This is a genomic window from Euryhalocaulis sp., assembly GCF_013911995.1.
Lineage (GTDB): Bacteria > Pseudomonadota > Alphaproteobacteria > Caulobacterales > Maricaulaceae > Euryhalocaulis > Euryhalocaulis caribicus.
Map to the genome: position 1 here is coordinate 35,946 of NZ_JACESD010000005.1, position 19,266 is coordinate 55,211.

The following is a 19,266-nucleotide window of genomic DNA, read 5'->3' on the forward strand; positions in this document are numbered from 1 at the left end:
CTTTGGGCACGGTTCAAACCGCTGTCATCTTGGATTGTTCATTTGGCCGGCAAAGCTGGATTGTAAAAAGGCGGCGTTCGGGGAGCATTTATGGCCGGTTTGAATGAGCACCCTGACCGTCCCGGTCCGCCGGCTTCGACGGATGCGTTCCTGGCGCGGCTCTATCAGCTTCTGGCCGGGCGTCATCCCTACAAGCCGGAACTGGAATGGGCGCGGGAGCTGTTGAGCGACGCGGGCCGCGATCCGGTCACCTTGCTGGGGAACCTGATCTATCAGTTCGAGGGCGGCCTGGAGCGCATTCCGGTCCGGGCGCTGGCGGAAGGCGCGGCGCTGTTCTCCGGGCACTTTCAGCCGCAGGGCGAGCGTCTGGCGTCTTTCCTGAATGTTATCGACGGGGCGTTCTCCGCGCTTGAACATCATGCGGCGGTTTCCGCTTCGGCCCGGACCGATGGCGGCGCGGCGGTTGTCCGGGTGTTGAACCCCCTTGAATATGCCAGCGATGAAATCGTCCTGATCGGCATTGTCCGGAAAGGCGATCCCGATTGCAGCATCCGGATCCATGTCAATGACGATCCGGTCATGGACGCCGAGCCTGTTCGCCCCGGCTTTTCCATGCGCTGCGTGCGCCTGCCGCGTGCGCTGACGGCGCAGGACAGGGTCACTGTACAGGCCGGCGAAAAGCGGCTGGAGTTCAAGCCCGCGCTTGATGGGGCGATTTCACAGGATGCGTTGGAAGCCGCGCAAAAAAGGCTATCGGCCAGCGCGCCGCCGGACAGCGTGCCCGCATCTGCCGGGTGCTGTTTCCTGAGCCGCTACATGTTCGCCGCCAAGCTGCCGGCCTCTAACCCGGTCAATGCCGACAACTGGCCGTTCGAGGATCATCTGGCGATCTACCGGACGCTGCGGCGGCTGTCGCCAGACCTGATCGTTGAAGATGATTATGTTCAGGCGCTGGCCCAGCTGGAGACGATTTCCGGTTTTCAGGCCCCCTTGCTGTTCTTTCTGGAATTCTGGAAAGACCGCCGCTCGGGACTGTATGATCAACTCAAGACTTCCGAACGCTGGCGGCGGACCGCGGCTCTGGCCAATCGCATCCTGCCCGGCGGCTGGCGGTGGTTGCGTCTGGGTCTGGACGTGGATTGCGCCAGCCTGACCGAACCCGCCTATTCGCTCCATGGCCTGCAGATAAACCGCTGGGCGGCGCACCGGCTGGACAACGCGGGGGAGTCTCACGCGCGCTCCCTAAGCCGGAGCGAGCTGGCAGAGCGCCTGCTGGCCGCGATTTCCGATGCGGGCGCCGCCGGGGCGCGGCGTCTGATCGAGCCGGCATGGGTGGATTTCGTTCTTGAACGCGCGGGTCAGGAGGACGCCCGAGACTTGCGCGCTGTTCTTCTGGCGATCCGGGATGGCGAAAACCTCGCTCCCGCGCCCGGACCGGGCGTGGCCGTTATCGGAGAGACCGAGCGTTCACTGGGCGACGTGGCGCGCAGCGCGGCGACGGCGCTGAATGGTTTCGGCCGCAAGGCCCTGAGCCGGCCCGTGGCGGGGTTCATACGCCGCACCTCGCGGCTGAAGCCTGAAACCGGCACCATCCTGTTTTGCGCCAATGCGCAACGCATTCTGGATATGTATGCGGCGCAATATACCGACCTGACCCGGCGTAATACCGTGGCTTTCCCGTTCTGGGAGACAACGCGACTGCCGGAAATGCACGCGCAGGCGCTGTCCCGCGTCAGCCGGGTGGTGACCGCCACGCGGTTTGTCGAGGACACGGTGCGGGCCTCGCTGGGCGATGACGCGGATGTGGTGACCATCGGCCTGCCGATCGATCTTCCGCAAGGGCTGGCGCGCGCCGGACGGTCCGGGCCGACCACGTTTCTTTCCATCGCCGATGTCCATTCGGGCCTGGCGCGCAAGAATCCGCTCGGCTCCATTCAGGCGTTCCAGAAGGCCTTTCCCGGAAACAGGGACGTGCGGCTGGTTCTGAAAATCCGCAGTATTGACGAGGATCACTGGGGCGCGGGCGAGGACTGGCCGCTGATCCAGAATCTGGCGGCCCGCGACGACCGTGTTGAAATCGTATTGGGAGACCTCCCGGCGGAGGAATACTGGGCCATGATTGCGGGGGCGGACTGTTTTCTCTCGCTGCATCGCGGCGAAGGATTCGGTTACGGGCTGGCGCATTCTCTGGCGCTCGGCATTCCCGTGGTCTCCACCGATTTTTCCGGGCCGCGCGATTTCTGCACGGAGGAAACGGGATATCCGGTCGCGGCCAGCCTCACGCCCGTTCCCTATGAAAAGATGGACCAGACGGAATCGCTGGGAGATTGGGCGGAACCCGATCCCGACGCAGCAGTTGAACAGATGCGCGCCGTGCATGGAGATTACGGCGCGGCGCTGGCGCGTGCGGAACGTGGAAGCGTCTTGATCGGGTCGATTTACAGTCAGGACCGGTTCGCAAGACAGCTGTCTGAAGCGCTGGCGTTCTAGACGCCCGGAATACACTGGTTAATGTGTGGTGATTGAACGCGCTTTTCCCATGGCAGCAGTGATAATCGAATGAAGCCGATCGCCTTGATTACCGGCGTGATGGGCCAGGACGGCGCCTATCTCTCCCGTCTTCTTCTGGAGAAGGGCTACCGGGTAATTGGCGCGGACCAGCATGTTTCGGATTTTCACTGCGCCAGCCTGAGAACGCTGGGCATCGATCTCGACATCGATAAAATCCGCTTGGACATCACCGATCCGGACCAGATACGCACCGCGCTTACGCAATACCGGCCTGACGAAATCTATAATCTGGCGGCGCTGAGTTCGGTCGCGGAGTCCTGGAACCATCCGGTGGCCTACGCCCATGTGAACGCCATCGCGGTCAATCGATTCCTGGAAGACATACGCGCTTTCGCGCCGGAAACCCGGTTCTTCCAGGCCTCGTCATCGGAAATGTTCGGAAACGCCCGCATGACGCCGCAGCGCGAGGACACGGCGCTGCATCCATTGAGTCCCTATGCGGTCTCCAAGGCCTCGGCGCACTGGACGACCGTCAATTACCGGGAATCGTTCGATCTGCACTGTTCGTCGGGCATCATGTTCAATCATGAATCGCCGTTGCGGCCGGTCCAGTTCGTGACGCGGAAGGTCGTGCACAGCCTGGTTCAGGTTGCCTATGGCGCTTGCGGCGCATTCACGCTCGGCAATCTGGACGCCCGGCGCGACTGGGGATACGCCGGCGATTACGCCGACGCCATGTGGCGTATTCTGCAGCAGCCGCAGGGCGATGATTTCGTCATTGCCACGGGCCGCACGCACACCGTGCGCCAGCTTTGTTCCCTGGCGGGCTCCCTGCTGGGCTTCGACATCGTCTGGGAAGGCGAGGACGAGACCGAGATCGGCATTGACCGGAAAACGGGGAAGACCCTGGTCCGCGTCGACCCGGCGCTATACCGCCCGCTGGATTCCCTGAGCCTCTGCGGCGATCCTACGAAGGCGTACGAGGTTCTGGGCTGGCGCGCCAAGACCAGTTTCGAATTGCTGATCGAGACCATGGTGGCCGAGGATTGCGACCGGCTCTCGGCGCAGAATTTTACGCGCGTGGCCGCCGGATAAGCTGGTCCGCATCCGTTTCCGAAATTGGCGAGACGAGCGTTCGCGGCGGCAGGCCCGTGAAATTGGGATTGGCGAGCGGATCGGTCATGGCGGCTTCGCCGTGGCGGGACTGGAACCGTGAAAACTCATCGGCGCCGCGCAACAGCGCCTCCGGGCTGGCGGCGTCCGGTCCGCGCGTGCCCGATCCTGCATGGCGCAGCGTCAGCGCCGGCGCATAGAGCGATTTCAGCCCCCGTTGTTTCATGCGCAGGCAGAAATCCAGATCGTTGTACGCGACCGCGAACCCTTCATCGAATCCGTCCAGCGTCCTGAAATCCTGCGCCCGGCAACACAGGAATGCGCCGGTGACGCCAAGGCAGGCATGATCCAGCCGGGCGAGGTCGCTGCGCGGCGCGGCGAGGTTCACCGGATCGCCCTCGCAATCGTGAACCGTGCCTCCGCCGGGTCCGCGGATAATCCCGGCGTGCTGTAGCCGGTTGTCGGGATAAAGCAGGCGCGCCCCCAGAACCCCGATCTCCGGTCTTTGCATCTGCCCCCGCACAATGGCGTCCCAGGCGGGCGTCAGGCTTTCGATATCATTATTGGCGAAGACCAGAATCGGCTCGGCGGCGTCCGCTGCGCCCGCATTGTTCAGCGCCGCCCAGTTGAAAGGACGCGGATCGCGCAGGACCCTAACCCGGTCATATCCTTCCAGCGTGGCCAGATAGGCGGCGGTGGCGTCCTCCGCGCTGCCATTGTCGATCACGGTGATATACAGCGCCTCGGGCTGCGCCGCCGTTCCGCGAAGGCTGTCGATACAGGTTTTCAGATCGTCCGCCTTGTCGCGCGTGGGAATGATGACGCGGATCGGTTCGGGTTCCCGGCGGCGCCAGTGAACGGCCAGCCGGCCGGGCAGGGCCGCGCCGGTAAAAGCGTCCAGCGCAGGCGTGGATTCCGCCAACAGGCCGCGCCGCGCCAGATGGGCCTTAACGGCCTGACGGGCGTCCGGCGGCGGCTGCTCTGCGCTTTGAGGCGCAAGACTCAGAATGAGGGGAAGATGCAGGAACGCCGCATCCCCGCGCATCTCCCAGAGCCGGAGGCAGGTCTCCATCATTCGCGCATCTGGCGCCGGGGCTTCCTCCGCGATTGTCCGGGCGTCACGCCGCGCCAGCGCGATGGCCGCGCCGGGAAGAGCGCCCTGGAGGAGCAGGTCATAATCGAAACCCGGCTTCCAGAGGGGAGACGCTTCTCCAGTCTTGTCGGTGGTCTGCCCGTCGCAGAACACGGCGCGGCCGCTCGCCTGCACCGCCCGGGACAGCCATTGCAGCGCCCCCGGCCGCCATCTCACGCCCGGCGCCTGCAGGATCACGGTCTCGTTCCGGGCGTCCGCCAACCGCGCGCCCGGAGGCAGAACTTCCGCTTCGCTTTCGTTTTCCAATGCGGCTTCCAGGGAATCGTCCGGGCCGCAGGGGATGATGCTGACGCGGCTCGCTTCCGTCCTGTCAGGCGGGCCAGTCAGTGGCAGGCCGCGCAGCAGGGCGGCGTGAAGCGGCGGCGCTATGCGCGCCGCGCCGCCGGCCATGCGCTCCGGCGTCAGCCCGCCCGCGCCGGTCAGATGATGAACCGGTCCGATCTGGCGGCCGGTTCCGGTTTCCACGACCCGCAAACTCAATCGTTCCTGCTGAAGCAGCCGGGCCGGAATATCGAAAAACACATGAAAACCGCAGGCGCCGCCGCCCTCCGGCGCGGCGGCGATATCGGGCCGCCAGATTCCGGTTTCCGTGCGCGCCAGCGTTTCGTCATCAATCAGGATGTCCAGCGCAATCGTTCCGCCGCCGGGGCGCAGCGCCCAGCCCCTGCACTCGCCGGCGATCCCGACTTCCAGCGCGCCGCGAATTTCCGAATCCGGATGCGCCAGCCTTCGCTGCAGTCCCTCCGCCAGGGATTCACCGTCCAGCCCCGCCGCTTCAAGACCGTCGCGGAAGCCATCCCGCTCCAGCGCCGCAAGCAGGGTTTCCGCCCCGCTCGCCGGGCGCGCCGTTTCGTCCGTCAGCCATGACCGGGCGCGGCCCAGCGTAATTGCGGGCAGGGCGTCATGGGGAAGGGTGGCGTTGTCCTGAATAGCGTCATAAACGCGGCGCTTGAATACGCGCTCGGCGGCCAGCGCCTTCAGGATTTCATCGGGCGCGGCGCCGGACAGCCGCGCGGCCAACCGCGGCGGCGCCAGCGGCGCGCCGAGCACGGCGGCGCAGGCCCAGTGAATGTCTTCGACAGGCGGGGTTTCAGACGCGGGGCGGCTCATGGGGCGAGTGCAGACAAATCAGGACTCTTCATCGTGATGGTTGTTGCGCTGCCGGGCCACTGAGTCCTCGACCTCGTCCATGCCATCCTTTGTCTGCGCGGCCAGCGGCCCCAGCAGGAGCAGCACGCCCAGCGCCGAGAGCGCGCCCAGTAGGGCAAGGCCGTAAAGCCCCATGCCGCAGCAGATCCCGACCGCGCCCATGACCCAGACGCTGGCCGCCGTCGCCGCCCCGTTCACCGCGCCGTCGGCGCGGAACATCGCGCCGGCGCCCAGGAAGCCGATTCCGGTGATAATGCCGTTGAAGACCTTGGCCGGATCGACGGAGACCGGCAGCTCGGTATTGACCGTGGCCGCCAGTTCCATCGTGGCGATCACCGCCAGGCAAGCGCCCACGGACACCATCATGAAAGGGCGCACGTCCAGCGGCTTGTCCTTCACATAGCGCTCAAAGCCGACGGAGAAAGCCAGAAGGGCGGCCAGAACCAGACGCAGCGCCGCCTCCCAAAGGGGCGTCTGGGTCAGCATCAGAAATTCAGGCATGACAAATCCCGTTTCGGACGGCGGCGCGCCAATTCTAGACGCAGACCGGGCTGGCCGTGAAACGAAGTTTACGCCGCCTCGTGCCGCTGATCCCCCGCGGGGGTTTCCACTGGAAGGTCGAACCAGAACGTCGAGCCGCCGCTATCGCGATTCCGGAAGCCGATCTCCCCGCCCATCATGTCGACCAGCCGCTTACAGATGGTCAGGCCCAGACCGGTGCCGCCAAACCGGCGCGTATGTGAGGATTCGGCCTGTGAGAACGCTTCGAAAATACGCTCCCGCGCGGCGGCGGGAACGCCGATGCCGGTATCGGCGACCTCCACGCGCAGCCGTCCGCACCCCGGCGCGGAGCTGTCTTCGGAAAGGATGCGAACGGTCACCCCGCCTTCAGGCGTGAATTTCAGGGCGTTGCCGACGAGATTGGAGATGATCTGCCGTATGCGGCCCTGGTCGGCATCAATGCGGCTGATCTCGCACTTGCATTCGACGGCGTAGCTCAACCCGGCCTCGCGCGCCCGCGCATCCCAGAAGGTCCGCGTATGCTCGGCCAGCGACTCGATTTCGAAATGCTCGCGATTGAGCTCGGCCTGTCCCGCGTCCATTTTCGACATGTCGAGAATATCGTTCAGCAGGGACAAGAGCGTCTCGCCGGATTCGTGAATGGTCCGGGCAAGCTTTTCCTGGTCGGGATTAAGCCCGGCCCGGATGAGCACGTTGGACAGGCCCAGAACGCCGTTGAGCGGCGTGCGGATTTCATGGCTCATCGTGGCCAGGAATTCGCCTTTGACGCGCGCGTGCTCCAGCGCCTCCTGCCTGGCGGTTTCCAGATCCACCGTCATCCGTTCCAGCATGGCGGAGCGGCTTTCAGTCTCTTCCACGGCGGCGGAAAACAGGGCGAATGTCGTGCCCGCGCCCAGAAACCTGCCATCCCCGTCCGCGATGATGAAGCCGTCCAGAAGCGCGGCCGGCCGGGATTCCAGAATATGCGTGTTCAGCCGCGCGACCGGCGTGTCATGCGGCACGATCAGCGGATCGTCCTGCATCAGGAAGGTTACAGGGCGCTGGGAATACAGCGCCCGGCCGAAACGGTCGGCCATCTGCTGATAGAAGCGGTCGCGGTTCAGCAGGCCGACGGGCCGGCCCTGATCGACAACGGCGCAAACAAACAGGTTTTCGTCGCTTGAGAATATCTCATAGGCCGCGTCCCCGGTGGTTTCCGGCGGGAGTGCGGGCGCGTCAACGATCAGGGATTCAACAGTGCGTTCCATTCAAAGGACCCGGTAAAGGCGCAGGAAAATCTACCGCGTTCTTCTGTGGGAACGGTGTTTCACGCATCTTAATGAGGGCCGCCGGCGCGGCAGATTTCACGAAAGCTTCACGCCCCGCAGCTTTCGTCCAGCCAGGCCAGATAGGGCGCGTGGGAGGCGGCCTCGTCCAGCGGGATCGCGCTGAGCGCCGGAACGTCATACGGGTGAAGGCCGGCCAGCCGGCGGATCAGGGTTTCCGCGCTTCCCGCCGTGGTCTTGAACAGCATGATGCATTCGGGGTCGCGCATGGTCTTGCCCTCCCATTGAAAGACCGACACGGCGCCGGGCAGGATATTGGCGCACCCGGCCAGCTTCTCCGCGATTACGGTCCGCGCGGCGGCCTCCGCGGCTTCGGCGTCGGGCCAGGTGCTGTAAATCAGGCGGTGCTCGCTCATGCGAATACTCCCGTCGGGGGCTATACAGGCGGCGAAAGAATACCGATTTAGGGCATAGATGACCGCACAATTTCAATCCGCGCTGGTGTTGTTTTCCGGGGGGCAGGACTCCACGGTCTGTCTCGCTTGGGCGCTCGCGCGCTATGACAGGGTGGAAACCATCGGCTTTGATTACGGCCAGCGCCATGCGGTGGAAATGGAATGCCGCGCGAATGTCCTTCGGGAATTTCCCTCCCGGTTTCCGCAATGGGGCGCGAAGATGGGCGAGGATCTGGTCGCCGACCTGACCGGGTTCGGCCGGCTGGCCGAAAGCGCGCTGACGGCCGATCAGGAGATTGCCGCGCCCGAGGGCCAGTTGCCCTCCACCTTTGTCCCGGGCCGTAATCTGGCCTTCCTGACATCGGCGGCGGCGCGCGCGGCGGTGCGCGATATAGACGATCTGGTCGGGGGCATGTGCCAGACGGATTATTCCGGCTATCCCGATTGCCGCCGCGACACGATGGACGCCATGGAAACCGCGCTGGAGCGCGGCATGGGCCGGCTAGTGCCGATCAGGACGCCGCTGATGGATCTGACCAAGGCTCAGACCTGGGCGCTGGCCGACGAACTGGGCGGGGCGGCGCTGACCGGTCTGATCGTGACGGAAACCCATACCTGTTACCGCGGCGACCGCACCCCCCATGACTGGGGCGCGGGCTGCGGCGATTGCCCGGCCTGCGATCTGCGCGAAAAGGGCTGGCGCGAATGGCGGAGCGCGGCGTGAAAATCTATTCGGTCAAAGAGACGTTCCTGACAGTGCAGGGCGAAGGCGCGCAGGCGGGCCGCCCGGCCGTTTTCCTGCGCTTTGCGGGCTGCAATCTGTGGACCGGGCGGGAGCAGGACCGCGAGAAAGCCATCTGCCAGTTCTGCGATACCGAATTTGTCGGCGTGGACGGTCCCGGCGGCGGCCAGTTTGAAGGGCCGGGGGCGCTGGCGCGCCACGTCAAATCCTTCTGGCCGGCGGGCGGCGATCCGCTGGTCGTTTGTACAGGGGGCGAGCCGATTCTTCAGCTGGACGCCCCTCTGGTGGCGGCGCTGCACGATGAAGGGTTCGAAATTGCGGTGGAGAGCAACGGCACGCTGCAGGCGCCGGACGGCATCGACTGGCTATGCATCAGCCCGAAAGCCGGGGCGCCCCTGAAACAGCTTCACGGAGACGAGCTGAAACTGGTCTTTCCGCAAGACGGGCTTGAGCCGTCTGCGTTTGAATCGCTGGAGTTTGGCCGCTTTTCGCTACAGCCAATGGATGGGCCGCAGCGGCAAGAGAACGCCGCCGCGGCCTATCGCTATTGTCTGGACCATCCGAAATGGCGTCTGAGCCTTCAGACGCACAAATGGATCGAAGTCCCTTAAGAGGTCGGCGTCAGCTTGCCCGGCAGCTTGCGCGCGAAGCGCTCGATGCCGCGATTGGCCGTTGTCCAGGTGGCGTAACCCTTGACGTCCTCGAGGGTGTTTTCCTCGTAATCATAGGTCACGGTTCCAAGGCTCGCGCCGGTCTGGTCGACGAACTCGGCGGTGACTTCCACGCCGCCGAGCGCAATGCTCTGAAGGCTGAGCGAGTTTGACTGCGAGACACGCGCGCGCGGGTCGTCGGAGTCGCCGAAGACGCCCTTGCCGGACAGCTGCCAGTGGGTCGGACGGTTCGGCTCCGCATCGGCCAGATACAGGTTCACCGTCACCGCGGAGGGGCCGGAGCCAAGAAGCCCGGCCTTGCCGAGCGACTGCTCGGCGTCACTGCGCAGATCGGCCAGAAGGTCCTGAACATCGTCAGGTCCGACATTCTGGGCGGTTTCTTCCATCTCCGCGGTCAGTGAAACCGTGCCGATGGTCAGCGGACCCTGAATCTGTGCGTTCAGAGTGTTTTCCCAGTCGCCTCCCGCCATGGCGGGCGTCGCAGCCAGCGCCAGGATCGAAGAGGCGGCAATTGCGATTTGGTTACGCATATTGAGGCTCCCGAATTGGTGTTCGCCCCCCCGCGGCTGATTGTAGCCCAATCCGCCGCCAAGGGTAAGACACATGTATAAATCAGGAGCTTAGTCGAGCATTTCAAGAGCCACCGCCGTGGCTTCGCCGCCGCCAATGCAAAGCGAGGCGACGCCGCGCTTTGCATTGCGGTTTTCCAGCGCCGCCAGAAGCGTGGCCATGATGCGCGCCCCGGACGCGCCGATGGGATGGCCCAGCGCGCAGGCGCCGCCATTGACGTTCACCTTGTCGTGGGAAAGGCCCATTTCCTTCATCGCGATCATCGGGACCACGGCGAACGCCTCGTTGATTTCCCAAAGATCGACATCGTCTTTCTTCCAGCCTGATTTTTTCAGCACGCTTTCCATCGCCGGGACCGGCGCGGTCGTGAACCATTCCGGCTCGTGCGCGTGGGCGGCGGTGGCGACAATCTTGGCGATGGGCTTGAGGCCCTTGTCTTTGGCCGTGGAGGCGCGCATCAGCACCATGGCCGCCGCGCCGTCGGAAATGGCGCTGGCATTGGCCGCAGTGATCGTGCCTTCCGGCTGGAAGGCCGGTTTCAGTGACGGAATCTTGTCCGGGCGGGCGCGCTTGGGCAGCTCGTCCTCGGTTACCACGATCTCGCCCTTGCGGTCGGCGATGGTGACCGGGCTGATCTCGCGCTTGAAGTCGCCTTCGGTGGTCGCGCGCTGGGCGCGGCTGAGCGTCTCGATGGCGTAGGCGTCCTGCGCCTCGCGCGTGAACTGGTATTTCTTGGCGGCTTCGTCGGCGTGATAGCCCATCGGCTTGCCGTCATAGGCGTCGGTCAGGCCGTCCAGCGCCATGTGGTCCGGCAGCTCGGCGGAACCGTATTTGTGGCCCTTGCGCAGATTCATCAGGTGCGGGGCGTTGGTCATGGATTCCATGCCGCCAACCACGATGATCTCGCCTTCGCCGGCCAGCAGCGCATTGCGGCCCATGATCGCGGCCTGCATGCCCGAACCGCACATCTTGTTCAGCGTGGTCGCCTCGACGCCCTTGGGCAGACCGCCCTTGATGCCGGCCTGGCGGGCCGGGGCCTGGCCCTGACCGGCGGACAGCACGTTGCCCATATAGATGGAGGTCACGTCATCGCCGGAGACGCCGGCGTCTTTCAGCGCCGCTTCCACGGCGACGGCGCCCAGCTCATTGGCGTTCATGGCCGAAAGCTCGCCCAGCAGGCCGCCCATGGGGGTGCGGGCATAGCCGACAATGACGATCGGATCGGATTCTTGGGACATGGCGGGCTCCTCAATTCAAGGTCTGAAATTCTCTTTCCCGCTATATGGACCCGGCTCTGACGCACCGCAACAATCCCGGCAGAAGATGACCCGGCCGCATGGCTTTCCACGTGCGGCCCATCCCCTATGATCGCCCCATGAAGCTGGACCGCCTCTATAACACCGCCGATTTCCGTGAAGCCGCCCGCCGCCGCCTGCCTGCGCCGATGTTCAACTATATCGATGGCGGGGCGGACGATGAGTGGACGTTGAAACGCAACACGGCCGCGTTCGACGATTACGAGATCACGCCCAGCCAGTTGAACGACATCTCGGCGGTGGATACCGGGATCGAATTGTTCGGACGCAAGCTGGACTGGCCGGTCTTCCTTGCGCCCACCGCAATGACCCGGCTGTTTCATCACGAAGGCGAACGGGCCGCGGCCCGGGCGGCGGACGCCACAGGCACGCTCTATTCCGTCTCCACGCTCGCCACCACCAGCATGGAAGACATCGCGGCGGCGACGCCGGGGCCGAAAATGTTTCAGGTCTATATTTTCAGGGATCGCGGCCTGACGGCGGAGTTCGTGGAGCGCGCGAAGGCTTCAGGATACGACGCGCTTTGCCTGACCGTGGATACGCCCGTGCAGGGCAATCGGGAGCGGGACCTGAAGACCGGCATGACCATCCCGCCGCGTTTCTCCCTGAAATCTGCGCTGTCTTTCGCCGCTCATCCGCACTGGGCGCTGACCACGGGCTTTGGCGGGTTCGAGTTGGAGAATGTCTCGCATGGCGGCGGCGGGCTGTCGGGCAAGACGATGTCTCTGCTGCAATATATCCATACCCAGTTCGACAGCACGCTGACCTGGAAGGACGCTGAATGGCTGCGCGAACGCTGGGATGGCCCGTTCGTGATCAAGGGATTGCAGAGTGCGGCGGACGTGGCGCGTGCGGCAGAGTTGGGCGCCGATGCGGTGATGATCTCCAATCATGGCGGCCGCCAGCTGGACAGCGCTCCGGCGCCGGTGGACGGCATCGCCGCCGCCGTGGAGGCCGCAGACGGACGGCTGGACGTGATCTGCGATGGCGGAATCCGGCGCGGCAAGCATGCGGTCATCGCGCTGGCGCTGGGCGCGAAGGCCTGTTCCGTGGGCCGTCCCTATCTCTACGGCCTTGCCGCAGCGGGGGAGGCGGGCGCGACCCGCGCTCTGACACGCCTCAGGGAAGAAGTTACACGGACATTGGCGTTGATGGGCAAGCAGAACATCGCCGGACTTTCGCCCGGCGATGTTCAACGCCTCTAGCTGTTTTCCGTGCCTGTGATCCAGGCGCCGCCGAGGACGCGCATCGGCCGTGCGGCGTCGTAAAACACCGCCGCCTGTCCCGGCGCCACGCCCTCCTCGGGATCATCCATGATGACCGATAGCGGCGCTTCGCCTTTTGTGGAGAGGCGGGCGGGCAGCGGCGGCCGGGTGGAGCGCACGCGCACCAGCACCGGCTTGCCGTCCAGAGCGTCCGAATCCAGCGCCTCGTCGCCCAGCCAGTTGACCTCTTTCAGCGCAATTCGCGACACGCCCAGTTCCTCGCGCGGGCCGACGATGACGCGGCTGTTTTCCGGGTCCAGCCGGATCACGAACAGCGGCTCGCCCGTGGAGACGCCAAGGCCCCGCCGCTGACCCACCGTGTAGTGGACCACCCCGTCATGGCGGCCCAGAACCCGGCCGTCGACATGCACGATGTCGCCCGGATCGGCCGCGCCGGGGCGCAGCTTCTCGACCACGTCGGTATAGCGCCCCTGCGGCACGAAGCAGATATCCTGGCTGTCGGGCTTTGACGCCACGCGCAGGCTGAACTCGGCGGCCAGCTTGCGCACCTCGTCCTTTTCCAGACCGCCCAGCGGAAAGCGTAGGTAATCCAGCTGTTCAGCCGTGGTGGTGAACAGGAAATAGGACTGGTCGCGCGAGTCATCGGCGCCGCGATGCAGTTCGGCGCCCGCCTCGCCCATGACGCGCTGCACGTAATGGCCGGTGGCCATGCAGTCCGCGCCCAGATCCTTGGCGGTTTCGAGGAGGTCCTTGAACTTCACCTTCTGGTTACAGCGCACGCAGGGAATGGGCGTGGCGCCGGCCAGATAGGTGTCGGCAAAGTCCTCCATCACGGAGTCGCGGAACCGGTTTTCATAGTCCAGAACGTAATGGGGTATGCCGCAGGCCTCGGCCACGCGGCGCGCGTCATGGATGTCCTGACCGGCGCAGCACGCGCCCTTTTTCTTCAGCGCCGCGCCATGATCGTAAAGCTGAAGCGTGACGCCGATAACGTCATAGCCCTCTTTGGCCAGCATGGCGGCGACAACGGACGAATCCACGCCGCCCGACATGGCGGCGACAACGCGGGTTTCCGAAGGCGGTTTTGCGAATCCAAGGGAGTTCAGCCCGGCGCGCATTTCGGGCGCAGGGGCGGTCATTACGCTCATCTCATCCTCTCCCGCGGGGTCAAGGCCCGCGACAAAGCTTGTTTTTCAAGCGCGTCAGGTAGGCGATCTAGCGCAGAAAATCCAGCAACGAGGTGCGGGAGAGCGATGAGAAGACCCGCGCCGAGGCCTCCACGGCCAGCTGGGATTGCTGCAGCCGGCTGATGGCTTCCGCCATGTCCACTTCCTCAAGATCGCTGACCAGACCTTTCAGATAATCGGATTTCGCCGTCTGCTGCGCGAAGGCGTCGTCGACCTGTGACTGCAACAGGCCGTTCTTGGAAACCGCGGCGCTGACATCGTCCGTCGCTCCGGAAATGTTCTGCAGCTCGGTTGTCAGGAAGGTCCGCTGGGCGTCAGTCAGGTCGGCCCCGAAGGGACCGTTTGGCCCGGCGTCGAATTCGGCGATCCGCTTGAAGCTGGCGAAAAGCTCCCGCGCCGCCTCGTCGGCGACCGGGGCGGCCTCCACAATCCGGTCATCGTCCAGCCGCGTGACCCGCGCCCGGTCCGCATTGTCGAAAATGTCGTCGACGCTGGCCGCGGCGGCCAGATCGGCCAGTGAGTTGATATTGACCGGGGGCGTGTCGGTCTTCACGCCGCCGAACAGATATTGCCCGCCCTGTTTCACATTGATGGCGTTCACCGCGTCCAGGAAGACGCGCTCCACCTCCTGCATAAGGACATCGGCGTCATCCACGGACATGGCGTTGGTGACGACCTCCCGCAGGCCGGTCGCGGAATCATAGACGTTTTCCAGCGCCAGGTTTTGCGCCGAGGTCTGGTTCTGCAGCACTTTCAGATTATCCAGATAGCCTTCGGTGCGCGATTGCAGCCCGCGCGCCGAAAGCAGCGCCGGCGCGTCGGCGCCAAACCCTTTGAGATCCTGCGCCTTCTTGCCGCTATTGACCTGTTGCAGCGCGTCGAAGCTTTGCTGTTGCGCGCGCATGAGGTCGGCCAGCGCCGACTGGTTCAGTTGAGATGTTGCGATACGCGTCATGGCTTCAAATCCCCTAGACCATGTTCAGGAGGGTGTCGGTCATTTCCTTGGCCGCCTGGATGAGGCGCGCCGAGGCGTTATAGGACTGTTGGTAGATGGTCATGTTGGCCAGTTCCTCGTCCATATTGACGCCGGAAATCTCAGCCCGTTTCGCTTCGGCCTGTTCGGCCAGCGCCAGCGCGCTCGCCCTGTCGGAATCGGCGCGGGCGGCGCGCAGGCCGATATCCCCGGCCACGCGGCTTGCGAACTGCTCAAGACTGGTTTGCGCGGAATTCAGCCCGCCCGCGGCGTCAAAGGCGCGGGACGAGGTCAGCATGCTCTGCAGGGCCAGCCCGCCGCGATTGTCGCCCGCGAACAGCACCGTGTCGCCCACCGCGCCGCTGGCAAGGTCCAGCTGCGCAAGGGAAAGCTGCTCGGGATTGTTCGCGATGCGGTCGGCGACGGAGAACGCCTCCGCACGTCCGGCCGCCGCCTCCCGGCTCAGGCCGAACATCTGGGAGAAGGACAGGCCTGTCCCGCCCCGGCTGGTCGTGTCGCCGACAAGCTGGATGGAATTGCCGCCGCTCTCGCTGATCGACAACTGCCCGTCTGCGTCGAACTGGATAGAGCCGTAATTGCCGATGCCCGATGTCGCGTCATTGATCGCGTTGCGCAGGTCCGCGAAGCTGGTCCCGCCCACCGTCACGTCGATGTCGCGCACCGTTCCGTTCGCGCCGGTCACCCGGAATGTCAGGGTCTCCCCCGGCGTGAATCCGTGCGCGTCGGCGTCGCTGAGACCGGTTTCAAAGAAGGCCGGGCGCTCCGACACGATCATGTCGTTCAGCCCGAAGAAATGAGAGAAGCCGCGGCCGCCGCGATCGCTGGGATTGGCCTCGTCCTGCAGCATGGAGACGCCGCCGCCTCCGGCTGCGGAAATCTGCAGCGATCCGTTCGTGAAGCTGGCCGACCCGCTGCCGCCCAGCGCGGTGTTCAGCGCGGTGACCAGATCGCCCACCGTGCCGCCGCCGATGGGCGTGGCGCCGCCGCCATCGACCGACAGGGTTCCGGCGTCGAAATCGATATCCACGCGCCGGGCCAGCGTGCCGTCCGCATTGGTGATGGCCACGGTCGTCGCCCCGGAAAAGTTCAGCGCATCGCCCGCCATAAGGCCGGTATTGCGGCCCGTCAGGCTGGCGGGCGCGGGAACGGCGGTGGCGTTGTTATGCGCCTCGTTCAATGCGTCCGCGCTGCCCGCCGCCAGCTCCGACAGCTCGGCGGCCAGTTCCGGAAGTTCGTGATCGCGCACGTCCAGAAGGCCGCGCAATTCGCCGGACTGGATGTGCGGTTCGATATTGATGGCCGTGCCGTTTTCGCTGCGCAGCGTAATGGCGGAATAGGCGGCGTTCAGCCCGCCCTGGCCGGAGGCGTTATATTCAAACGTCTTCAGCGTCTGGCCGACCAGCTCCACCCCGTCGCCCGTGCGTACGATCACCCCGCCGGACGATCCGGCCTGGGTGCGCACATCGACATATTTCGACAACTCGTCGATCAGTTGTGACTGGCGGTTCTCCAGACCCGTCACATCGCCGCCCGAGGCGTGCAAGCGGGAAATCTGGGCATTGATGTCGTGAATCTCGGTCAGCAGGGAATTGACCTTGCCGATGGAATCCCCGATCCGCGCGTCGGTTTCCGCGCGCACCGTCCGGATCTCGGCCGACAGGCGGGAGAATTCATCGAACAGCTGCTCGGCCTGGCTGATGGCGGACTGGCGTCCGGCGATGCTGGCGGGATCCAGCGCGGCCGCGCCGATCTTGGTGAAGGTGGATTGCAGCCGCGCGAAGATGGAGCCGGAATCATCCGGCGAACCGAACTGGGCCTGCACGCGGTCCAGCAGGTCTGCGCGCGTTTCCGCCTCGCTCGCCCCCGAAGTTGTGCGCAGGGCGGAGCCGTCCAGAAATTCGCTGACCACGCGGCGGATCGTGCCGATTTCCACTCCGGCCCCGATGCCGGCATAGGACCGCGCGGAAAACTGCGTATCGACGCGCGCATAGCCGGGCGTGTTTACATTGGCGATATTATTGGAGGTGTTGCGCATCGCGGTCTGGCTTGTCAGCAGACCGGTCAGGGCGTTTCCAAGAACTCCATTGATGCTCATCGCGTCAAACCCGCCTTCCCGGCAAGAACTTCCGTGGAGCCCGGCAAGAACCGCCCGTCCGCTTGAGAGCGGAGAGCGCGCCTGATTTCCCGTAACTCATTGTCATTCTTGCGTTTCTTCGCGTTTCTTTTGCCGCGCGACGTCGTCCCGCGCAGTGCTCTGGCGGACTCTGTTTCAAGCGGCGTGCCGCAATGGCGGGGGCGGAAAACTCTTCCCTCAGGGGGGTAGAATCGACCCGGCAAGAATGGCGGGTTTAAAAACGTGAATCAAAAAATAGGCATTTAAAACAATAAGTTATGTGTTTTTGAAAACTGGCTTGCTCCTTGCTGATGTCAGGCAGGGACCGGGCGCGGGGTGCGCTCAGGACAGGGTAGACGCGGAAATACGCAAAATGGACGCAGCCAATCTCCTGAATCTGGTTTTTGCCGGCGCGCCGGGGGGCTCCGCCTCCACAGGCAAGACTGGCGGAAAGAACGCCAGCCTGTTCTCCTCCATGCTGTCCAATGCGGGATCCGCGGCGACTGGCGAGGCGGGTGCGGGCAAAACCAGTTATAATGGCGGCCTGGCGCGCACCCTCAAAGCCGCCGCTTCCACGGGCGCGGGCGCGTCTTCCGAAAGCGGCAAGGCCGGTTCGTCTGGCGGCGGCGCTGAAACCACCGGCGCTGAAACTGAAGACGCCGCCGCGGCGGTCGCCACCAATCCCGAGGCCGCCGCTGCCTCGGCGCCGGGCTATCAGCTTCTGTCCGATGAAGAGCTGGCCGAGCGCGCCGCGGCCCAGGCCGGGCACCAGGAAACCCTGAACACGCTGATGGGGCTGCGCTGGTCGAAGACATTCGTGCGCGGCAATACCGAAATGGGCGATTTCCGCGGCACGGCGGGCGACCCCATGCGCCTGAACAGCTTCGCCCACAAACTGATGAACAATATGGCCGCGCGTGAAGCGCATCAGGCGGAAGCCGCCGCGCGCCGCGCCCTGTTCGCCAATGTCACGATCTCGCCCGACGGCGCGCAGCCCAATTATAATGGCGGCTCCCCGACTGGCGGCGATATCACCGTGAAGCCGCCCGCGACGGGCGACACCACGCCCTCCCTGCTGCCCGTTCCGGATGAACAGCCCGGCGTGGTCCCGGTCACGGACCCCAAAACCGGCGCGGTGATCGGCAACCCGACAGATCGTGCGGCCCTGCCAGTCCCGGGTGCCCTGACTGAAGGCGCCGCCGCACAGTTTGCGCGCAATATAGAATCCCGCTTTGGCAGCCGCGCGGGCCGGACCGCGCCGGACGCCGTTTCTGTCAAGGCTGACCCGTCCGCCGCCAATGCACAATCGGCGGCCGGGGCGGGGAAATCCGCAACCGCTCAGACCGTGGCGCAATCCGCCCCGCAGTCGAACGGAGAGTCGGCAAGGACCCTGGCCCAGGCGGCGGCCGCGGCGGCCGGTGACGCCGATGCCGGCAAGCTCAATCTTTCCATTCGCCAGAGCGCGACGGGCGCGGCTTCCGCCACGCCGGGCGCCCAGCTGGCCGCCGCCCACGCCGCTGCGAACGCGCAACGCGCGGGCGGTCAGTCCGCCGGCGCCAATCGTGGCGCGGAAACAGGCGCGCCCCAGACGGCAGCGGCTTCCGCGCCATCTGCAACGACTCCCGGCGCCGTGGCCCCTGTCATGGAAACCGCCGTCGCGGCCGCCGCGATGGGTGAAAAGCTGGGTGATGGCGGTCAGATGGCCGACCCCGAAGGCGATTGGGCGATGGACACGATGAATCGCGCCGCCGATGGCGCCCGCGCCGATCGCAGCGCCGCCACGCAACAGGCTCAGACCCGCCCGGGTCCGCATGTCGATGCGGCGGCCGTGGCGCGCATGGCCAAGGATATTGCGCGGCAGGCCAATAATGGCTCCCGCCGCTTCGAGATCCGCATGGATCCGCCGGAGCTGGGCAAGGTCGAGGTGCGGCTGGAAATCGGCGCCGACAAGAAAGCCCATGCCATTCTGCTGGCCGAGCGCCCCGAAACGCTCACCGATCTGAAACAGGCCGCCCGCGCGCTGGAGCGCGCCCTGGCCGATTCCGGTCTGGATTTGCAGCAGGACAGCCTGCAGTTCGGCCTGCGTCAGGATAATGCCGGCGGGCAATTCGGATCGCAGCGGCAGGGCGGCGGATCGAACGCCCCGGCCATCGCCTCGGCTGAAGGCGCTGCCGAGGCCGCATCCCGGACTGAAACCCCCGCCGAGCGCAGCGTGGACGCCTTTGGCTTCCGCCTTGCCGCCCGCGGCGGCATGAGCGTCAGGATCTAAGGAGGCCCCC

The 19,266-nt window shown here is 65.2% G+C and carries 15 protein-coding genes; 6 read left to right on the forward strand and 9 right to left on the reverse strand.

Annotated features, from left to right (window positions below; all coding sequences use genetic code 11):
* Window positions 1-90: 90 nt before the first annotated feature.
* Window positions 91-2,490, forward strand: a complete 2,400-nt coding sequence (locus H2040_RS02235) for a glycosyltransferase (RefSeq protein WP_287154035.1) — start codon at window positions 91-93, stop codon at window positions 2,488-2,490.
* 69 nt (window positions 2,491-2,559) lie between these two features.
* Entirely contained in the window at window positions 2,560-3,606 is a 1,047-nt protein-coding gene (locus H2040_RS02240) for a GDP-mannose 4,6-dehydratase (RefSeq protein WP_287154037.1), read from the forward strand.
* On the opposite strand, the gene H2040_RS02245 is transcribed toward H2040_RS02240, so the two are convergent.
* The 4 genes from H2040_RS02245 to cutA form a co-directional block, all read right to left on the reverse strand.
* Window positions 3,584-5,887, reverse strand: coding sequence for a glycosyltransferase (locus H2040_RS02245; RefSeq protein ID WP_287154039.1), 2,304 nt, complete (start codon window positions 5,885-5,887; stop codon window positions 3,584-3,586). The two genes, H2040_RS02240 and H2040_RS02245, sit on opposite strands and share 23 nt — an antisense overlap.
* An 18-nt stretch (window positions 5,888-5,905) precedes the next feature.
* Window positions 5,906-6,427: an MgtC/SapB family protein gene (locus H2040_RS02250; RefSeq protein ID WP_287154042.1), complete on the reverse strand. Its 522-nt coding sequence runs from the start codon at window positions 6,425-6,427 to the stop codon at window positions 5,906-5,908.
* A 68-nt stretch (window positions 6,428-6,495) separates the two neighbouring features.
* Window positions 6,496-7,695 carry a sensor histidine kinase gene (locus H2040_RS02255; RefSeq protein ID WP_287154044.1) on the reverse strand — a complete coding sequence of 400 codons (1,200 nt, stop codon included), beginning with the start codon at window positions 7,693-7,695 and terminating at the stop codon, window positions 6,496-6,498.
* 107 nt (window positions 7,696-7,802) lie between these two features.
* A complete protein-coding gene (cutA, locus tag H2040_RS02260) occupies window positions 7,803-8,129 on the reverse strand; it encodes a divalent-cation tolerance protein CutA (RefSeq protein ID WP_287154046.1) in 327 nt (108 codons plus the stop codon).
* Window positions 8,130-8,187: 58 nt separating this feature from the next.
* On the opposite strand from cutA, the gene queC reads away from it, so the two are divergent.
* Window positions 8,188-8,892, forward strand: a complete 705-nt coding sequence (gene queC, locus H2040_RS02265; protein ID WP_287154048.1) for a 7-cyano-7-deazaguanine synthase QueC — start codon at window positions 8,188-8,190, stop codon at window positions 8,890-8,892.
* On the forward strand, window positions 8,874-9,521 hold the full coding sequence (gene queE / locus H2040_RS02270) for a 7-carboxy-7-deazaguanine synthase (RefSeq protein ID WP_353844770.1): 648 nt from the start codon (window positions 8,874-8,876) through the stop codon (window positions 9,519-9,521). Before queC ends, queE begins: the two co-directional genes overlap by 19 nt.
* On the opposite strand, the gene H2040_RS02275 is transcribed toward queE, so the two are convergent.
* Both H2040_RS02275 and H2040_RS02280 read right to left on the reverse strand, forming a co-directional pair.
* Entirely contained in the window at window positions 9,518-10,111 is a 594-nt protein-coding gene (locus tag H2040_RS02275) for a hypothetical protein (protein WP_022697019.1), read from the reverse strand. The genes queE and H2040_RS02275 overlap by 4 nt on opposite strands.
* Before the next feature lie 90 nt (window positions 10,112-10,201).
* Window positions 10,202-11,389: a thiolase family protein gene (locus H2040_RS02280; protein ID WP_287154053.1), complete on the reverse strand. Its 1,188-nt coding sequence runs from the start codon at window positions 11,387-11,389 to the stop codon at window positions 10,202-10,204.
* Window positions 11,390-11,487: 98 nt separating this feature from the next.
* Here H2040_RS02280 and H2040_RS02285 point away from each other — a divergent pair, with 98 nt between their 5' ends.
* Window positions 11,488-12,672 carry an alpha-hydroxy acid oxidase gene (locus H2040_RS02285; protein WP_287154055.1) on the forward strand — a complete coding sequence of 395 codons (1,185 nt, stop codon included), beginning with the start codon at window positions 11,488-11,490 and terminating at the stop codon, window positions 12,670-12,672.
* On the opposite strand, the gene mnmA is transcribed toward H2040_RS02285, so the two are convergent.
* From mnmA to flgK, 3 genes are all read right to left on the reverse strand, one after another.
* On the reverse strand, window positions 12,669-13,832 hold the full coding sequence (gene mnmA, locus H2040_RS02290) for a tRNA 2-thiouridine(34) synthase MnmA (protein WP_353844773.1): 1,164 nt from the start codon (window positions 13,830-13,832) through the stop codon (window positions 12,669-12,671). The two genes, H2040_RS02285 and mnmA, sit on opposite strands and share 4 nt — an antisense overlap.
* 76 nt (window positions 13,833-13,908) lie before the next feature.
* Window positions 13,909-14,835: a flagellin gene (locus H2040_RS02295; protein ID WP_287154059.1), complete on the reverse strand. Its 927-nt coding sequence runs from the start codon at window positions 14,833-14,835 to the stop codon at window positions 13,909-13,911.
* A gap of 13 nt (window positions 14,836-14,848) precedes the next feature.
* The gene (gene flgK / locus H2040_RS02300) at window positions 14,849-16,969 is read right to left on the reverse strand and encodes a flagellar hook-associated protein FlgK (RefSeq protein WP_287154061.1); all 2,121 of its coding nucleotides are present in this window, start codon (window positions 16,967-16,969) and stop codon (window positions 14,849-14,851) included.
* Window positions 16,970-17,360: 391 nt separating this feature from the next.
* Between flgK and H2040_RS02305 the strand changes: the two genes are divergently transcribed.
* Window positions 17,361-19,256 (forward strand): flagellar hook-length control protein FliK, encoded by a 1,896-nt coding sequence (locus tag H2040_RS02305; RefSeq protein WP_287154063.1) that lies wholly within the window; start codon window positions 17,361-17,363, stop codon window positions 19,254-19,256.
* The last annotated feature ends 10 nt before the right edge of the window (window positions 19,257-19,266 follow it).

Bases quoted from the DNA above. Each gene is read 5' to 3' on its own strand.
- H2040_RS02235 (WP_287154035.1), top strand. From the start codon at position 91: ATGGCCGGTTTGAATGAGCACCCTGACCGTCCCGGTCCGCCGGCTTCG.
- H2040_RS02240 (WP_287154037.1), top strand. From the start codon at position 2,560: ATGAAGCCGATCGCCTTGATTACCGGCGTGATGGGCCAGGACGGCGCC.
- H2040_RS02245 (WP_287154039.1), bottom strand. From the start codon at position 5,887: ATGAGCCGCCCCGCGTCTGAAACCCCGCCTGTCGAAGACATTCACTGG.
- H2040_RS02250 (WP_287154042.1), bottom strand. From the start codon at position 6,427: ATGCCTGAATTTCTGATGCTGACCCAGACGCCCCTTTGGGAGGCGGCG.
- H2040_RS02255 (WP_287154044.1), bottom strand. From the start codon at position 7,695: ATGGAACGCACTGTTGAATCCCTGATCGTTGACGCGCCCGCACTCCCG.
- cutA (WP_287154046.1), bottom strand. From the start codon at position 8,129: ATGAGCGAGCACCGCCTGATTTACAGCACCTGGCCCGACGCCGAAGCC.
- queC (WP_287154048.1), top strand. From the start codon at position 8,188: ATGACCGCACAATTTCAATCCGCGCTGGTGTTGTTTTCCGGGGGGCAG.
- queE (WP_353844770.1), top strand. From the start codon at position 8,874: ATGGCGGAGCGCGGCGTGAAAATCTATTCGGTCAAAGAGACGTTCCTG.
- H2040_RS02275 (WP_022697019.1), bottom strand. From the start codon at position 10,111: ATGCGTAACCAAATCGCAATTGCCGCCTCTTCGATCCTGGCGCTGGCT.
- H2040_RS02280 (WP_287154053.1), bottom strand. From the start codon at position 11,389: ATGTCCCAAGAATCCGATCCGATCGTCATTGTCGGCTATGCCCGCACC.
- H2040_RS02285 (WP_287154055.1), top strand. From the start codon at position 11,488: ATGGCTTTCCACGTGCGGCCCATCCCCTATGATCGCCCCATGAAGCTG.
- mnmA (WP_353844773.1), bottom strand. From the start codon at position 13,832: ATGACCGCCCCTGCGCCCGAAATGCGCGCCGGGCTGAACTCCCTTGGA.
- H2040_RS02295 (WP_287154059.1), bottom strand. From the start codon at position 14,835: ATGACGCGTATCGCAACATCTCAACTGAACCAGTCGGCGCTGGCCGAC.
- flgK (WP_287154061.1), bottom strand. From the start codon at position 16,969: ATGAGCATCAATGGAGTTCTTGGAAACGCCCTGACCGGTCTGCTGACA.
- H2040_RS02305 (WP_287154063.1), top strand. From the start codon at position 17,361: ATGGACGCAGCCAATCTCCTGAATCTGGTTTTTGCCGGCGCGCCGGGG.